General features: G+C 68.3%; 12 protein-coding genes. 9 read left to right on the top strand and 3 right to left on the bottom strand.

Annotated elements, in window-relative coordinates:
- Positions 1 to 346 precede the first annotated feature (346 nt).
- Positions 347 to 2,431, top strand: a complete 2,085-nt coding sequence (locus tag ACQHIV_RS10370) for a DNA gyrase/topoisomerase IV subunit B (RefSeq protein ID WP_427893271.1) — start codon at positions 347 to 349, stop codon at positions 2,429 to 2,431.
- Here ACQHIV_RS10370 and ACQHIV_RS10365 read toward each other — a convergent pair.
- Complete coding sequence (locus ACQHIV_RS10365) at positions 2,398 to 3,147, bottom strand: alpha/beta fold hydrolase (RefSeq protein WP_427893270.1); 750 nt, start codon at positions 3,145 to 3,147, stop codon at positions 2,398 to 2,400. The two genes, ACQHIV_RS10370 and ACQHIV_RS10365, sit on opposite strands and share 34 nt — an antisense overlap.
- Positions 3,148 to 3,265: 118 nt before the next feature.
- On the opposite strand from ACQHIV_RS10365, the gene ACQHIV_RS10360 reads away from it, so the two are divergent.
- Together ACQHIV_RS10360 and ACQHIV_RS10355 are read left to right on the top strand one after the other, a co-directional pair.
- Positions 3,266 to 3,646: a winged helix-turn-helix transcriptional regulator gene (locus ACQHIV_RS10360; protein WP_427893269.1), complete on the top strand. Its 381-nt coding sequence runs from the start codon at positions 3,266 to 3,268 to the stop codon at positions 3,644 to 3,646.
- A gap of 9 nt (positions 3,647 to 3,655) precedes the next feature.
- Positions 3,656 to 4,321, top strand: coding sequence for an HAD family hydrolase (locus ACQHIV_RS10355; RefSeq protein WP_427893268.1), 666 nt, complete (start codon positions 3,656 to 3,658; stop codon positions 4,319 to 4,321).
- 2 nt (positions 4,322 to 4,323) lie between these two features.
- Here ACQHIV_RS10355 and ACQHIV_RS10350 read toward each other — a convergent pair whose 3' ends face one another.
- Positions 4,324 to 6,219, bottom strand: a complete 1,896-nt coding sequence (locus tag ACQHIV_RS10350) for an MGH1-like glycoside hydrolase domain-containing protein (RefSeq protein ID WP_427893267.1) — start codon at positions 6,217 to 6,219, stop codon at positions 4,324 to 4,326.
- 200 nt (positions 6,220 to 6,419) lie between these two features.
- Between ACQHIV_RS10350 and ACQHIV_RS10345 the strand changes: the two genes are divergently transcribed.
- From ACQHIV_RS10345 to ACQHIV_RS10320, 6 genes are all read left to right on the top strand, one after another.
- Positions 6,420 to 7,535 (top strand): LacI family DNA-binding transcriptional regulator, encoded by a 1,116-nt coding sequence (locus ACQHIV_RS10345; RefSeq protein ID WP_427893266.1) that lies wholly within the window; start codon positions 6,420 to 6,422, stop codon positions 7,533 to 7,535.
- Between the two features lie 115 nt (positions 7,536 to 7,650).
- Positions 7,651 to 10,746: an endo-1,4-beta-xylanase gene (locus tag ACQHIV_RS10340; RefSeq protein WP_427893265.1), complete on the top strand. Its 3,096-nt coding sequence runs from the start codon at positions 7,651 to 7,653 to the stop codon at positions 10,744 to 10,746.
- 18 nt (positions 10,747 to 10,764) lie between these two features.
- Positions 10,765 to 12,231 (top strand): extracellular solute-binding protein, encoded by a 1,467-nt coding sequence (locus ACQHIV_RS10335; RefSeq protein WP_427893264.1) that lies wholly within the window; start codon positions 10,765 to 10,767, stop codon positions 12,229 to 12,231.
- Entirely contained in the window at positions 12,231 to 13,142 is a 912-nt protein-coding gene (locus ACQHIV_RS10330) for a carbohydrate ABC transporter permease (protein WP_427893263.1), read from the top strand. Before ACQHIV_RS10335 ends, ACQHIV_RS10330 begins: the two co-directional genes overlap by 1 nt.
- Complete coding sequence (locus tag ACQHIV_RS10325) at positions 13,139 to 13,966, top strand: carbohydrate ABC transporter permease (protein WP_427893262.1); 828 nt, start codon at positions 13,139 to 13,141, stop codon at positions 13,964 to 13,966. Before ACQHIV_RS10330 ends, ACQHIV_RS10325 begins: the two co-directional genes overlap by 4 nt.
- A gap of 10 nt (positions 13,967 to 13,976) precedes the next feature.
- Positions 13,977 to 15,191, top strand: a complete 1,215-nt coding sequence (locus tag ACQHIV_RS10320) for a Gfo/Idh/MocA family protein (protein WP_427893261.1) — start codon at positions 13,977 to 13,979, stop codon at positions 15,189 to 15,191.
- Here ACQHIV_RS10320 and ACQHIV_RS10315 read toward each other — a convergent pair whose 3' ends face one another.
- Positions 15,192 to 16,589 (bottom strand): amidase, encoded by a 1,398-nt coding sequence (locus ACQHIV_RS10315; protein WP_427893260.1) that lies wholly within the window; start codon positions 16,587 to 16,589, stop codon positions 15,192 to 15,194. It abuts the gene before it with no gap.
- Between the last annotated feature and the right edge of the window lie 57 nt (positions 16,590 to 16,646).

Here is a 16,646-nt window from a genome sequence, read left to right as displayed (position 1 = left end):
TGACATGCGGATCGCTTCCCGGTGGGGACAACGTGTCCGTATGTGAGACGAACCACCTGTTCCCCTATGACGTTTGCTGACAAGGAATCGTTTCGTGGTACGGCGGAATTCTGGTGAGTCACGGAGGCGGGGTGCTTCTTCTCTCACTGTGCGCCATGGAATCGTCACCGTCTGCTCGGAACCGGAGTGTCGTACGCCACTTCGAATCGAGTCCGGATCGATATCTGCCGCGACATGTATCTCCGGTACCCGTCGGCATGTCCCGCCTGACCCGCGCCTGCACGGTTTTGGGGGTGCCGCCGCATAGTCTGTCTCCTGTAAGTGCGTGAACCAGTGAAGGAGCCCTGTGGCCGCCCCGACGCCTCGCAGTACCGAGATCGACCCGACGTACAACGCCCGCAACCTGCTCGTCCTCGAAGGACTCGAGGCGGTCCGGAAGCGGCCCGGGATGTACATCGGGTCGACTGACAGCCGCGGCCTGATGCACTGCCTGTGGGAGATCATCGACAACGCCGTCGACGAGGCCCTGGCCGGGCACGGCGAGCGGATCGACGTCGTGCTGTACAAGGACGGCTCGGTCGAGGTGAAGGACCGCGCCCGCGGCATCCCGGTCGACATCGAGCCGAAGACCAAGATGACCGGTGTCGAGGTCGTCTTCACCAAGCTGCACGCCGGCGGCAAGTTCGGCGGCGGGTCGTACAACGCCTCCGGCGGTCTGCACGGCGTCGGCGCGTCGGTGGTGAACGCGCTGTCCGCGCGGCTTGACGTCGAGGTCGACCGCGGCGGCGTGGTCTGGACCACCTCGTTCCGGCGCGGTGTCGCCGGCGAGTTCGACGCCGCGGGTGCCGCGGCCGGGTTCACGCCCTCGAAGGGCCTGCGCAAGGCCGGGCGGGCTCGCAAGGGCGTGACCGGTACGCGGATCCGGTACTGGGCGGACCGGCAGATCTTCACCAAGGACGCGACCTTCAACTACGACGAGCTGGTCACCCGCGCGCGGCAGACGTCGTTCTTGGTGCCGGGGCTCGAGCTGGTGATCCGGGACGAGCGCGGCGAGGAGGTCACCGAGGAGACCTTCAAGCACGACGGCGGGATCAGCGAGTTCTGCGAGTTCCTGGCCACCGACCAGAAGGTCACCGAGGTGATCCGGCTGGCCGGAACCGGCCACTTCACCGAGACCGTGCCGATGCTGGACGAGGCCGGCCACATGACCCCGACCGACGTCGAGCGGGACCTGGACGTCGACATCGCGGTGCGCTGGGGCGACGGCTACGAGACCGAGCTGCGGTCGTTCGTGAACATCGTCGCGACGCCGAAGGGCGGCACGCACGTGGCCGGCTTCGAGCGCGCGCTGTCGAAGAGCTTCACGAACGCGCTCGACGGCACCCGGCTGCTGAAGAGCGGCGAGGAGATCATCAAGGACGACGTGCTCGAGGGGCTGACCTCGGTCGTCACGGTGCGGCTGGCCGAGCCGCAGTTCGACGGGCAGACCAAGGAGGTGCTCGGTACGCCGGCCGCGTCGCGGATCGTCGCGAAGGTCGTGCAGTCCGAGCTGGAGTCGTTCCTGACGTCGACCAAGCGCGAGTTCAAGGCGCAGGCGCGGGCCGTGCTGGAGAAGGTGGTCGCCGCGTCCCGGACCCGGGTCGCCGCCCGCCAGCACCGCGAGCTGCAGCGCCGCAAGACCGCGCTGGAGTCGTCGGCGCTGCCGGCCAAGCTCGCCGACTGCCGCAGCAACGACGTCGACCGGTCCGAGCTGTTCATCGTCGAGGGTGATTCGGCGCTCGGTACGGCGAAGCTCGCGCGCAGCTCGGAGTTCCAGGCGCTGCTGCCGATCCGCGGCAAGATCCTGAACGTGCAGAAGGCCTCCGTCGGCGACATGCTGAAGAACGTCGAGTGCGCGTCGATCATCCAGGTCGTCGGCGCCGGCTCCGGCCGGACCTTCGACCTGGAGCAGGCGCGGTACGGCAAGATCATCTTCATGGCCGACGCCGACTCCGACGGCGCCCACATCCGCACGCTGCTGGCGACGCTGTTCTTCCGCTACATGCGCCCGATGGTGGAGGCCGGCCGGGTCTACACCGCCGTGCCGCCGCTGCACCGCTTCGAGCTGACGAACCCGAAGAAGGGGCAGGACAAGTACCTGTACACCTACAGCGACGCGGAGTACCAGCGGAAGACGGCCGAGCTGATGAAGAAGGGCGTCCGCTGGAAGGAGCCCCCGCAGCGCTACAAGGGTCTCGGTGAGATGGACGCCGACCAGCTGGCCGAAACCACCATGGATCCGCGCCACCGCACGCTGCGCCGCATCACCGTCGACGACGTGGAAGCCGCCTCCCAGGTCTTCGACCTCCTGATGGGCAACGACGTTGCCCCCCGCAAGGAGTTCCTGGTCCAGGGGGCCTACGAGCTGGACGAGAACCGCATCGACGTCTGACCGGACGACGGGGTCGACCCGGCCGCCTCGAGCAGCAGCGCGGTGAGCTCGACGGGCATCGTGATCATGCAGTCGTGGCCGGTCGGCAGCTCTCGCACCCGCTCGCCGGCCGGGACAGGACGGCGGGTGATGCCCGCAGGCCTGGCCTCGACGCAGTGGATGTGCGTACGCGGGATCGTGCGCGCGGCCGGGTTGCCCAACGAAACAGGCTCCTGGAGACACCGCACCGGGTGGTCCGACAGTGTCGAGCGCAACCACGCGACGTCGTCGGGATCGGTGACCCCGAACAAGCCGAGCGGTGCCGGTTGCTCCGGCATCGGCGGCACCCGCCAGCCGTCCACGGCGACGTCGATGAGCTGCTTGGTGACCGGCAGCACATCGACCGCGGATTCGCCGTCGTCGGGGACCATCGCGTCGAGGAACACCAGCTGCGCGATCCGCTCCGGGACCCGGTGGGCGACCCCCGAGATCACCATCCCGGCATAGCTGTGCCCGACGAGTACGACGTCGTCCAGACGCTCGCCCTCGATCAGGCCGGCCACCTCGTCGAGGTGGGTTCCGAGCCCGACCTCAGGGCTGAGCAGGTGTGACTTGTCGCCGTACCCGGTCAGCGACGGCGCGAGCACCCGGTGCCCGGCCGACTCCAGCAGCGGGGCCACCCGGTTCCAGCTCTGCCCGTTGTGCCAGGCGCCGTGTACCAGCAGAAATGTGGTCATCGTGGTGCGCTTCCTCCTCGTGCCTCGGTACCCTTTGGTAACCGAAGCCATCTTTGTTCCCACGACGCGCACCGGGCAATACGGCACTTTTCGGTGACCCGGTTCTCAGGAGGTAACCATGCAGGACCCCTGCCAGGCCCGCGAAGTCCTCGGGATCGTCGGCGACAAGTGGGCGCTGCTGATCGTGCGCAACCTGAAGGACGGGCCGCGTCGCTTCACCGAGCTCAAGCGGGCCGTCGACGGCATCAGCCAACGGATGCTCACCGTGACGTTGCGCGACCTCGAACGCGACGGCATCCTCACGCGCACGGTCCGCAACGTCATGCCGCCGCACGTCAGCTACGAGCTGACCACCATGGGCCGGACCCTGCGCGAGGCCACCGCACCGCTGCTCGAGTGGAGCATCACGCACCTGTCCCACATCGACGCCGCCCGCGCCGCGTACGACAACCGGCAGGCGGACGTCCCGCAACCGGGTGCTGTCCGGTCCGGATCGTGACGACCTGAGGTGTGTGTGAGGGTAGGGCGCTTGGGTCCTCGGCTGGCTTGTTTCGATCTGGACAACACGTTGATCGATCGGAACGGGGCGTTCTTGCGGTGGGCTCGGTGGTGGGTGGGGGTCCAGAAGCTGGACGAGAGCGCGCTCGAGTGGTTCGTTGCTCATGACAACGGTGGGTTCCGGGCGCGGGAAGAGTTGTTCGGGATGGCGCGGGAGAGGTTCGGGATCGCGGCGTCGGTGGACTACCTGGTGGCGTCGTACAACGAGGAGCATCCGTTGTTCACGTGGGTGCGGCCGGAGGTGCTGGACGGGCTGGGGGAGCTGCGCGCTGCCGGGTGGCGGGTGGCTGTGGTGACGAACGGCGATCCGGCGCAGCAGGACCTGAAGCTGGAGTACACGCAGATCGACAAGGCGGTCGACTATGCGTGTGTTTCGGGTGCGGTCGGCGTACGGAAGCCGGATCGGCGGATCTTCGAGTTGGCGGCCGCGGGCGCCGGGGCGAGGTTGGACGGTGGGTGGATGGTTGGCGATCATCCGGCGTACGACATCGCCGGTGGGATCGCGGCGGGGCTGCGGACGATCCGTGTCGGCACGCACAACGGGACGGACATGCCGGTCGCCGACCATCACGTCGAGTCAGTGGTGGATGCGTTCGCGGTGATCCTCGCGAGCTGAGGTCAGCGGGCGGGTACGGCGAGGGTCGTACCGGGCGGGAGGTCGCGGCCGTCGACGGTGATCCGGTGGGTGTCCGGGGTGACGGTCAGGTCGATCCGGTGGTCGCGGAAGCGCAGGTTCTCGAGGGTTATGTTGCCTGGGGCAACCGGGTTGACGGTGAGGGAGCCGTCGGGGTGCGGGTCGATGCCCAGCATTCCGTGCAGGATGGCTTCGGCGCCGGTCAGGCCGGCGATGATGTTGATCCGGCGGCCGGTGAGCGGGGCGCCGGGTTTGTCGGAGTAGTGGTCCTGCGGGAAGTACGGGTAGTGCCTGCCCATCCAGAGCAGCCGCTTGAGTACGTCCCAGGCCCGGTCGGGGTGGCCGTTTCGCCACAGTGTGAGGGCGAGTTGGGGTGCTTCGCCGGTGTACGCGCCCGCGCCGGACCAGTCAATGTCGGCGGTCTCGTAGTGCAGGTGGTCCTCGGCGCTCACGCTGCTCACGCCGTACTCCCCGAGGAACGCGCCCGGTCTCAGGTGCTCGACGATGGCGGCGGCGATTTCGGGTGGGCAGGCGTCGAGTGCGTCGAAGGCCTGGATCGAGTACGTGAGCTCCGTGTGGCCGTCGGGGTAGCGGCTGCGGAACCAGCCGGCTTGTGGGTCCCAGAGTTGATGGACGACCTCGTCGCGGATCTGTTGTGCGTCTGCCCTCAAGGTGGATGGGAGGGCGGCGCGGGTGAGGTCGGAGAGTTCGGCGAGGGCGTCGAGGGTCCAAGCTCGCTCTGCGTTCGGGCTTGCGACGACGTGCTCCCAGCCGGAGCTGCGCATTTCCAGGAGGTTGCTCTGGTCGCCGTAGTCGCGGAGTGCGCCGACTGGCTGGAAGTGCTGGTCTTGGGCGGCAATCGCGTCGTAGAGGCGGCGGACGAGTGTCGGGTCGAGTTGCCGGTGTGCGGAGGCGGCGCGGGCGAGGGCTACCAGCGACCAGCCGCTGTACGCGTAGGCGACTCCTAGGCCGGTGCCGTCGGGGGCGATCGCGTAGCTGTCGGTCAGATCGGCGTCGAGGAAGGACTCGATGATGTCGATGATGCTGTCGCCGAGCATGAGGCTGAGCAGGTTGGGGGCGTAGCCGCCGGTGTCCCAGGCGTACGCGCACAGGGCGCCGCCGTCCAGGCCGGAGGTCGCGATGAACGGCCGGGTGACGAAGTCGGGGTGGTCCCACCAGCAGACGAGGGCGCCGGCCAGCGAGCGGCGGTAGTACTGCTCGAGCCCCGGGATGTCCGAGGTCAGGACAGGCAGGCGGGCGAGTACGTCGGTCAGGTAGCCGTCGGGGCTGCCTCCGCGACCAACCGTGAGGGTGAAGGTTGTGGTGGAGGTGGGGGCAAGAGTTGTGGTGAGGGGGCTGTGGTCGAGGGAGATTTCGTGACCTTCGCCTGCGGGTGGTGGGACCCACCCCCAGTCGGCGAGGGGGACGTGGTGGGTTTTGGTTGGGGCGAGGTCGGGGTGGACGGTCACCTCGTGGGCGGTAGCGGTTCGGTTGGTGATCTTGAGGGAGAGGTCGTAGCCGGCTGGGCCAGGGGTGAGGGTGGATTCGACGGCCAGCGAGGTCAGGCGGCCGTCGGTGTACTGGTGGTAGGTGCCGGTGCGGACCAGTCGGTTCGGGTACCAGGTGCCGCCGGACGGGAGCAGACCGCGGTCGCCGGCACCCGGGCGCGCGGCGTCGACGACGCGGTGGCCGTCGATGTCGAACGTGATCGTCAGCCGGCTGTCGGGTGCCGCGAGCGGCGGCGCGAACCAGCCGGCCACGCCGCAGACGGTGCCGGCCAGCTGGTTCACCGTGCAGGTGCTGCCGCGGACCCAGATCTGGTCGGGCGGTGCGCCGCGGCGCAGGTCGAAGGAGAAGTCGTCGAGGGTGTACGGCGGCATGGGCGGCCTTCCTGGAACATCCCGATCGCGTAGGACCGGTCCAACGCGATGCGCCGATCGTGGCACGCAACCGTCGTACGACGCAATGCCCTGTCGGTAAACCGTTTCCGCATCAGGTGTTGACGCCGTACCGGGCCGCTGTTACGTTCCGGTGCACAGCCCGTTGGACCAGTCCAACGGATCGAGACAAGGATCGTCGGATGGCGAAACTCACGATTCGCGACATCGCCGCGCTGTCCGGTGTCTCCAAGTCGACCGTCTCGCTGGTGCTGAACAACAGCCCCAAGGTCGACCCGGCGACCCGGCGGCACGTGCTCGCGGTGATGCGCCGGAACCGGTACGTCCCGAGCTTCGCGGCGACCGCGCTGGCGAAGGGGAGTACCCGGCTGATCGGCATGGTCGTGCCGGGGCTGTCCTGGCACATGGTTGCCTCGATCAACATCGGGGTGGCCGCGGTGACCGAGCGCAGCGGGTTCGACATCATCCTCTACACCGCGACCAACGACCGCGACTACGGGTCGCTGATCGACCGGATCCTCACGTCGAGCATGGTCTCCGGGCTGCTCGTGGTCAGTCACGAGCAACCGCTGGAGCCGCTCGTCCAGCTGCACTCCGAAGGTCTGCCGGTCGTGCTGGTGAACACGATCGACGCCGACGTCGCACTGCCGTCGGTGACCGCGGACAACTATGACGGCGCACTGACCGCGATGGACCACCTGCTCCAACTGGGGCACGAGCGCATCGCCTGTGTGCAGGGCCGGATGACCTACCGCTGCTGCCAGGACCGCTACCGCGGTTACCTGGACGCGCTCCGGTCGGCCGGCCTGCAGCCTGATCCCGAGCTCACCAAGCCCGGAGACTTCCTGCCCGAGCAGATCCGCGCGCGGTCGCGGGAGCTGTTCGCGCTGCCGGCCGGTCAGCGGCCGACGGCGGTGTTCGCGCACTCGGACGTGACGGCGTACGCGGTGATGACTGCGGCCGCCGAGGCCGGGTTGCGGGTGCCGGAGGACGTGTCCGTGATCGGCTTCGACGACATCGAGTCGGCGGCCCAGATCCGCCCGCCGCTGACCACCATCCAGCAACCGTTCGTCGACATGGGCAAGCGCGCGGCCGAGATGCTGCTGGACGCGATCGGCCCGGCCGACCCCGACGCCGTACCCGCTGATGTGCCGACCGAGGAGGCGCCGGCCGCGGAGCTGCCGCGGCTGGTGATGCCGACGAGCCTGATCGTCCGGGCGAGCTGCGGGCCGGTGCCCGTGCGCCGGTCCTCGCGCGGACGTACCCCCAGCAAGGCGCAGACGACTTCCAAGGCCTGATCCGCAGGGATCGAGGTCCCGCCCGACCGCCCACGCACCGCAGTACCCGCTCCGGACCCCGGCGTCGCGCTGGCCGGTCCGCGCTGCGGTGCGCCCTCTGGAAGGAATCCCTCCAGTGATCAGAGAACTGGCCACCGGGGTGACCGTTGCCCTCCTGGCAGCGATCGCGGTGCAGCCCGCCGCGCGCGCCGACGTCACCCCGGTCGAGGTGCTCCCGCCCGACGCCGTCGCCAACTTCACCGAGTTCAAGAGCCTGCCGGCGAACGCCACCCAGCAGGTGCCGATCGCCGGCAATCCCAACTTCGACAAGGCGCTGCAGATTGCCGTACCGAACGCTCCGCAGAGCCAGGGCCTCGACGGCGAGTACGAGATCACGCTCGGCGTACCCGCCGCGGCGACGGTCACCGAAGGCGACGCGATGGTGGCCACCGTCTGGGCGCGGGCGATCTCGCCGGGCACCGGCAACGCGCACCTGGTGTTCGAGACGGACGGATCGCCGTACAAGAAGTCCCTCAACGCGGCTTTGCTGTACGGCAGCGAGTGGCAGAAGTTCCAGTTCCCGTTCCGCGCGGCCGCGACGTACACGGCCGGGACGTCGACCGCTGCGCACCTGAACCTCTGGCTCGGGTACGGCGCACAGACGTTCCAGATCGCCGGCGTGTCCGTGCAGGACTGGGGCGCGGGTACGCCGGCCGGATACCCGCAGGTCACGTACGACGGCCGCGATCCGAACGCGGCCTGGCGGACGGCGGCGAACGCGCGGATCGACCAGTACCGCAAGGGAAACCTGAACGTCTCGGTCGTCGACCCCGCGGGCAATCCCGTCAGCGGCGCGACCGTGTCCGCCGTCCAGCAGACGAGCGCGTTCAAGTTCGGCGCCGCGTCGGACGGCGCGCACCTGATCGGCGACCCGTCCGGCGGGATCAGCGGGAACGACCTGACGCAGTACCAGACGAAGTACGCGACGCTCTTCAATCAAGGGGCCCTGGGCAACAACCTGAAGTGGAACCACTGGGAGAACCCGGTCGAGCGGGACACGATCACGATGCCCGCGCTGCAGTGGCTGCGCGAGCACGGGGAGCGGATCCGCGGGCACAACCTGGTGTGGCCGTCCTGGGGAAACCTGCCGTCGGACCTGAGCGCGCTGCAGAACGACCCGGCGGCACTTCGGGCGAGGGTCGACAATCACATTGTCGACGAGGCGTCCGCGCTGGCCGGGATCGTGGACGAGTGGGACGTCGTCAACGAGCCGTACTCCGAACACAACCTGCAGGATGTCCTCGGGCCGGACGAGCTGGCGTCCTGGTTCCGGCTGGCGCACCAGGCCGACCCGAACGCACAGCTCGCGCTGAACGACTACGGCCTGGTCGAGAACAACGGCTGGGAGAGCCGGCACCGCGACAAGGTCTACGGGATGGTCCAGTCGCTCAAGGCGGCCGGCGCCCCGATCGACGTGGTCGGGTTCGAGAGCCACTTCAACGGCGTTCAGCCGACGTCGCCGGACGACCTGATGTCGATCGTCGACAGCTTCGCCGGGCTGGGCGTGAAGGTCGCGGTGACCGAGTTCGACGTGGACACCGACGACCAGCAACTGCAGGCGGACTACACCCGTGACTTCATGACCGCGATGTTCTCGAACCCGAACGTCGACCAGATCAGCAACTTCGGCATCTGGACCAAGAACATCTACAACCCGCGGGTCGCGCTGTTCAACGACGACTGGTCGGCGAAGCCGAACGCGCAGATCGTCGACAATCTGGTCAACCACCAGTGGCACACGAGCGTCAGCGGGCCGACGACGGCGGCCGGCACGTTCGGGACCCGCGGCTTCCTCGGCGACTACCTGGTGACGGTCACCGTCAACGGCATTGCCAAGCAGGTGAAGGTTGCGATGCCGACGACGGCCGGCGCGTCCGTGCGGGTGATCGCCGACGGCATCTCCACCACCGTCCGCACGAAGCAGCCGAACCCGATCGGCGACGGCGACTTCGAGAGCGGCACCCGCGGCTGGACCCCGCTCGGCACCGGCCCGGCCACGGCGGCGAACGCGCACAGCGGCCTGACGGCGCTCGCCCTCAGCCCGGGCTCCGGCGTCACCCAGAATCTCACCGGCCTCACGCCCGGCACGAGCTACCTGCTGTCCGGCTGGGGAAGGCTCAACGGCGGCGGCACCCAGTGCTACGTCGGCGTCCGCGGCGGAGCGACAGCCGATACGCCGACCTTCCAGTACGTGCTGTCGTACGCCGACGAACGCGCGTACACGCAGAAGCTGGCCGCCTTCACCCCACCCACCGGTACGACGTGGGTCCAGGCGTTCGCGTGGGAGAACCCGAACCCGGTGTCGACGCAATGCACGCTGGACGACCTGGCGATCACGCCGACCGACGGTACGCCGCCACCCGCACAGGGGCCGCCGGCAACCACGCCGTACCTGCCGACGCCGTCCGTTCTGGGGAACGGGTCGCTCGAGAACCTGTCGAACACGACGGGCTGGTACTGCCTCGGGACGTGCACGTTGAAGAACGCGTCCACGACACCGCACACCGGGATCGGCGATCTGTCGGTCACCGGCAGGGCGGAGACCTGGACGGGCCCGGCGCAGGGTGTGTCGGTGCTCAACGGCGGCCTGTACGACTCATCCGCATGGGTCAGGATGGCGAGTGGATCCGACACAGCGCTGGTGAGTCTGAAGCTGACCACGTCGACCGGTTCGACCACGCTCAGGCTCGGTACGGCGCCGGTCGACAGCACGGGCTGGACGCAGCTCTCCGCGTCCAACGTCCAGGTCGCGTGGACCGGGACGCTGACGAAGGCCGAGTGGTGGATCAGTACGTCGAGCGGCAGCGGCGACCTGCTCGTGGACGACGCGTCGTTCGCGCCGATGGCGAAGGCGGCGCCGCCGACCACCGGGCCGGCGGAGACGGCGTTCAACCCGGTGCAGCCGACCGCGGCGTGCGTCGTACACAACTCCTTCGACAACACGTACACGGCGTACTTCGGCTACTCCAACGCGAACAACTACTACATCCCGGTTCCGGTCGGTGCTGACAACGCGTTCAGCCCGGGGCCGTCGGACCGCGGCCAGACCGTCTCGTTCCTGCCGTACCAGCGTCCGCGGCGCGTCGCCGTGACCTGGGACGGCAGCCCGCTCACCTGGCGGCTCGGTGCCCTGACCCAGACCGCCTCGTCGGCCACGCCGGCCTGCAGCTAAGCCACTGGAGGAACACTCATGTCATCACCCATCTCACGACGCACACTGCTCGGCGGGGCACTCGGGCTGGCCGGTGCGGGCGCGCTTGCGGCCTGCTCGTCCGGCAACGACGCGAAAGGCTCCAAGGCGGCTACCACCATCACCTACTGGGACTGGTACGCCAGCCAAGCCGGGTGGGTCGACAACGAGATCAAGCTGTTCCAGGAAGCACACCCTGGGATCGCGGTGAAGAAGACCACGCAGGTCAGCGACAAGTACGCCGACCTGGTGTCTCTGGCGTACCGCAGCAGCAACGCCCCGGACATCCTGATGATCCCGAAGAGCCCGCAGCTCAGCCAGCAGATCTCGCAGGACTGGCTGCTGCCGCTGGACAAGTGGGCCACCCAGTCCTGGCAGGGGCGGTTTCCGGAGAACAGCTTCGTCGAAGGCGTCGACGTCTACAGCGGCAAGGTCTACACGGCGCCGTTCGCCGCACCCGCTCCGTCGCTGCAGCTGTACATCCACCACGGCGTGTTCAAGGACGCCGGGCTGACCAACGCCGACGGCAGTGTGAAGCTGCCGAAGACCTGGGACGACGTGACCGCGGCGGCGGACGCGATCGCGTCGAAGAGCGGCGGCAAGGTCGCGCCGTTCGGCTTCGGCAACTCGACGAACACGACCCTGGCCTGGTGGCTGGATCTGTTCGTCCGCGGTGCCGGCTCGCCGGGCGGCGCGGCCGTCGGCGGCATCGACGGGATGGACTACCGGGTCGGCAAGTGGACGTTCGGCAGCGACCGGAACTACCTGGACGTCGTCAACCTGCTGCTGGAGTGGAAGAACAAGAACTGGTTCTACCCGAACTCGATGAGCATCTCGGACGAGCAGGCCCGGGCCTTCTTCGAACGCGGGAAGTTCGGGATGACGGTCGGCGGCGTGTGGAACCAGCCGGAGTGGACGCAGCACAAGTTCACGGAGTACAGCCTGGTGACGCTGCCGACGCCGTCCGCGGGCGACCCGAAGGCCTTGTTCTACGGGCCGCCCGGCGGCAAGTTCGTCGCGGTGAACGCGAAGACGCAGCACGCGGACGAGGCATGGGCCTGGTTCGACTGGCTGTACAGCGTGGACGCCGGCAAGCGCTGGGTCGAGCAAGGCCAGGGCCTGTCGGTGTACGCGAAGAACAACGACCCGAAGGCGGTGAAGTTCGCGCCGTTCGCGCAGTACGTCGCCATGTCGGGGGCCGCCGTGGTGGGACCGCAGCCGGCGATCCGGAACCCGAAGGTCAGCGCGGTCCAGCTGCCCGCGGTGAAGCCGGACATCAACGACGTGCTGGCGGGTGTCTACACCGGGCAGCTCAAGGACCCGCAGTCCGCGTTGAACGAGCTGACCGACAAGATGAACCAGGCGCTGGGGGACGCGATCTCCAAGGCGCCCGGGGTCAGCGCGAAGGACTTCACGTTCCCCGACTGGGATCTGAGCAAGCCCTACACCACCAAGCCGGGCGCCTGATGCGGCGCCGCACCTATCTGTGGTCGTACGTCTACCTGGCACCGATGATGGTGCTGCTGCTGGTCTTCATCGTGTACCCGATCGTCGCGTCGCTCGGATACACCTTCTACAAGTGGGACGGCATCGGCGACCCGTCGAACTTCGTCGGCCTGGACAACTTCCGGCAGATCCTGCACGACAGCATCTTCTGGCGTGCGCTCGGACACACCTTCGTGTACGCCGCTTTCGTCGTACCGGTCCAGCTGGTGCTGGCGCTGGCGTTGGCGCTCGTCCTGAACAACAAGCGGCTGCGGTTCGCGTCGTTCTACCGGACGCTGTTCTTCCTCCCGGTGGTGACGTCGGCCGCGGTCATCGGCGTGGTGATCCAGCTGCTGGTGTCGAACTTCGGCGACTCGATCAACACGGTGCTGCTGAAGCTGCACCTGATCCACCAGCACATCGACTGGCTGGGGGATCCGCACTTCGCGCTCGCGATCATCATCCTGGTGGGGATCTGGCACACGTTCGGCTACAACCTCGTGTACTTCCTGGCCGGCCTGCAGACGATCCCGGACGAGCTGTACGAGGCGGCCCGGCTGGACGGCGCCGGCCGGTTCGCGATGTTCCGGTACATCACGATCCCCATGCTGCGCGGGGTCGGCGTGGTGATCGTGATCCTCGCGGTGATCGGCACGTTCCAGATCTTCGACCTGGTGCAGGTGCTGACCAGCGGCGGGCCGTTCTTCGCGACGGAGGTCGTGAACACGTACATCTACCACCTGGCGTTCGGCGGCAGTAACGCGAACGCCGTACAGCCCGACATCGGTCTCGCGTCGGCGGCGTCGTTCGTCTACGGCCTGCTACTGATCGTGTTCTCCGTGGTCCAAGTCGTCGTACTGCGATCCCTTGGCAGAAGGCGAGGTACGGCATGAGGCGGCGCGGCGTGACCGTGATGACCCACGTGGCGCTGCTGGTCAGCGGGCTGGCGTGGCTGTATCCGCTGTTCTGGGCGCTCGGGAGTTCGCTGAAGAGCGACGACGACTTCTTCTCCGACGGGCTCAACCCGATGCCGTCGCACTTCCTGTGGTCGAACTACCTGACCGCCTGGCAGGAGGCGTCGTTCAGCAGGTACTTCATGAACACAATACTGATCACCCTCGGAACCGTGGTGATCACTTTAGTAGTCACGGCCTGCGCGGGATACGTGCTTGCCCGCACGCGGTTCCCGGGGCGTGGGTTCTGCCTCGGGCTGGTGTCCGCGACGCTGTTCCTGCCGCACGGGTACACCATCATCCCGGTGTTCGACCTGATGCAACGGCTGCACCTGCTGAACAGCCTGTGGTCGGTGATCATCGTGCAGGCGTCCGGGGGAGTGGTCTTCGGGACGTTCCTGTTCATGGGCTACTTCATGGCCGTCGACAAGGAGCTCGAGGACGCGGCGCAGGTGGACGGCGCCAACTCCCACCAGACGTTCGTCCGGATCATGCTGCCGCTGTCCGGTCCGATGCTCGCGACGGTCGGCCTGTTCACCGCGATCACCGCCTGGAACAGCTTCTTCGTCCCGCTGGTCTTCACGCTCGGCCGGCCCGAGCTCCGCACGCTGGCGATCGGGATGTACGCGTTCATCGGCGAGAACTCGACCCAATGGACGCTGCTCTGCGCCGGCACCGTGATCACGCTCGCGCCGATCATCCTGCTCTTCGTGCTGCTGCAGCGGTTCTTCGTCAACGGCCTGGCCGGCGCGGTCAAGCAATAGGGGGATCTTCATGCGTACTGCGATCGTGGGCACCGGTCACCGGGCCCAGCTGTTCACCGAGGGCCTGGCCAAGCGGGACGCGTACGACGTCGTCGCGTTGTGCGACCCGAACTCGGTCCGGATGGCGTTCCACAACCGCATGCTGCTCGCCGCGGGCCGTCGTACGGCGCACCAATGGCCGCCGGCGCGCTTCGAGGAGATGCTGAAGGTCGAGCGGATCGAGCTCGTCGTGGTGACGAGCGTCGACGCGACGCACGATCACTACATCAACGCGGCGCTGCGGGCCGGGGCGCGGGTGATCTGCGAGAAGCCGATGACGACCGACGCGGTGAAGGCCCAGAGCATCCTCGACACGGTCGCGGCGACGGGCGGCTCGCTGTCGGTGGCGTACAACTACCGCTTCAACCCGGTGCATCGCAAGGTCCGTGAGTTGCTGGCGCGCGGTGCGATCGGGCGGGTGCACTCGGTGCACTTCGAGTGGATGCTCGACGTGTCGCACGGGGCGGACTACTTCCGCCGCTGGCACCGTGACAAGGCGAACTCCGGCGGGTTGATGGTGCACAAGGCCAGTCACCACTTCGACCTGGTGAACTGGTGGCTCGGCGCGGAACCGTCGCTTGTCTATGCCCGCGGACAGCTGGCGTTCTACGGAGCGGATCGTGAGCACGGGTACGCGCGGAAGTACCAGCGTGCGCACGGATCCGCGGCCGCGGCGGACGACCCGTTCGCGCTGCAGCTGGCCGAGAACGCGACGATGCGGGAGCTGTACCTCGACGCCGAGGGGGAGGACGGGTACTACCGGGACCGGAACGTGTTCGCGCCCGGGGTGTCGATCGAGGACGACATGGCCGTGCTGGTCACCTACGACACCGGCGCCACGATGACGTACCACCTGACGGCGTACGCGCCGTACGAGGGCTACCGGGTGATGTTCAACGGAGCGGCCGGGCGGCTGGAACTGAATGTCGAAGAGTCGACATTTACCGGCATCACGTTGCGGCCGTTCTGGTCGCCGCCGGTCGACCACACCGTCGACCACGACCACGAGGGGCACGGTGGCGCCGATCCGCGGGTGCTCGCCGCGTTGCTGGACGACGAGCCGACCGACGGGGCGTCGATCGCGGACGCGCGGCAGGCGGCGCTGGCGCTGGTGACCGGACTGGCAGCCAATCGATCGTTCGAGACCGGGCTGCCGGTCCGGACCGCCGACATCCTCCGCCTGTGATCAGAGCTCGAGCAGTTCGGCCAACCTGAGCGGGGTGCGGTCCTCGTACATCGGCCCGATGAGCTGGACTCCGACCGGCAAGCCTTCGGGAGAGCGTCCCGCAGGGATCGCCGTCGCGGGCAGGCCGGGCATGGTGGCCAGGCCCGCCCAGACGAGCTGGTCGAAGTACGGATACTCGACGCCGTCGATGTCGAGATGCCGTTCCATCGGGTTGGGGGTGTGGTCGTGCGGGAACGCGGGCGTCGGCGTGATCGGGCACACCACCACGTCGAACTCGGCGAAGAACTGCCGCCAGCCATGGCGGTGGAGCTCGCGGCGGGCGTTCGCCTGCAGCCAGTCGCGGTGGCTGAACTCCATCGCCCGCAGGCGGGTCGCATGGAGACTCTGGTCGTCCTCCTCCAGTCCCGCCCGGAGCTGCCCGAGTGATTCGGTGGGAAAGCGAGCCACCGCGCCCGAGATCAGCAACTGGGTGTAGAGCGTCCCGGATTCGGCCAGATCCGGCAGCAGCGGACTGTGCCGTTCGACCCGGGCACCGCCGGCGGCGAGCGCGTCCGCAACCCGGTTCACCGCGGCCCGTACGGCGGAGCCGGTGGGGATCAGCGGATGGTCCTCGACGACCAGGACGCGGAAGTCCTCCAGGCGTTCGTGGCGCGCGGGCGGCAGCTGGTACGTCAGGCCGAGCCTCAGCGGGTCGGGTCCTGCCATGACGTCGAGCAGGAGCGTGAGGTCACGGGCGGACCGGGCCATCGGGCCGACGACCGCGAGGTCGGAGTCGATCGGCAACGCCGGCCCGGGCGGCGGGGCCATGCCGCGGTTGGCCGCGAGCCCGAGCGTCGGCTTGTGTGCGTAGACGCCGCAGAAGTGCGCCGGCGTACGCAGCGAGCCGGCGAGGTCGGAGCCGATCGACAGTGCCCCGAACCCGGACGCCAGCGCGGCCGCCGACCCTCCGGACGAGCCGCCCGACGTACGGCTGTGGTCCCACGGGTTGTTGGTGGTGCCGTAGATCTCGTTGAACGTCTGGATGTCCTGCAACCCCAAGGGAACGTTGGTCTTGCCGAGGATCACGGCGCCGGCGGCCTTCAGTCGGGACACCTGTACGGCGTCCTCGGCCGGCAGGTAGTCCCGGTACTGCGGCACGCCCCAGGTCGTGGGCAGCCCGACGACGTCGTACGACTCCTTCACCGTCACCGGTACACCGAGCAGCGGCCGATCCTCACCGCGGGCGCGCGCCTGGTCAGCGGCGTGCGCGGCGTCCCGCGCGCGGTCGAAGTCCGGCACACAGATCGCGTTGATCGCCTGGTCGTCACGCTCGATCCGGGCGATCGCCTGCTCGGTCAGTTCCACGGAGGTCACTTCACCGGCGCGCAGTGCGGCAACGAGTTCTTCGGCGGTATCCATGGATCGGAAGCTATCCAGGGGCCGGGGAGGGCACCTAACGCATTAATCCTCAAGTCA

Source organism: Kribbella polygonati, assembly GCF_050320105.1.
Lineage (GTDB): Bacteria > Actinomycetota > Actinomycetes > Propionibacteriales > Kribbellaceae > Kribbella.
This window is presented reverse-complemented; position numbering and strand designations above follow the sequence as displayed.

Excerpts from the sequence above, each read along its gene's own strand:
- ACQHIV_RS10365 (WP_427893270.1), bottom strand. The coding sequence starts at position 3,147 with ATGACCACATTTCTGCTGGTACACGGCGCCTGGCACAACGGGCAGAGC.
- ACQHIV_RS10360 (WP_427893269.1), top strand. The coding sequence starts at position 3,266 with ATGCAGGACCCCTGCCAGGCCCGCGAAGTCCTCGGGATCGTCGGCGAC.
- ACQHIV_RS10350 (WP_427893267.1), bottom strand. The coding sequence starts at position 6,219 with ATGCCGCCGTACACCCTCGACGACTTCTCCTTCGACCTGCGCCGCGGC.
- ACQHIV_RS10345 (WP_427893266.1), top strand. The coding sequence starts at position 6,420 with ATGGCGAAACTCACGATTCGCGACATCGCCGCGCTGTCCGGTGTCTCC.
- ACQHIV_RS10335 (WP_427893264.1), top strand. The coding sequence starts at position 10,765 with ATGTCATCACCCATCTCACGACGCACACTGCTCGGCGGGGCACTCGGG.
- ACQHIV_RS10330 (WP_427893263.1), top strand. The coding sequence starts at position 12,231 with ATGCGGCGCCGCACCTATCTGTGGTCGTACGTCTACCTGGCACCGATG.
- ACQHIV_RS10325 (WP_427893262.1), top strand. The coding sequence starts at position 13,139 with ATGAGGCGGCGCGGCGTGACCGTGATGACCCACGTGGCGCTGCTGGTC.
- ACQHIV_RS10320 (WP_427893261.1), top strand. The coding sequence starts at position 13,977 with ATGCGTACTGCGATCGTGGGCACCGGTCACCGGGCCCAGCTGTTCACC.
- ACQHIV_RS10315 (WP_427893260.1), bottom strand. The coding sequence starts at position 16,589 with ATGGATACCGCCGAAGAACTCGTTGCCGCACTGCGCGCCGGTGAAGTG.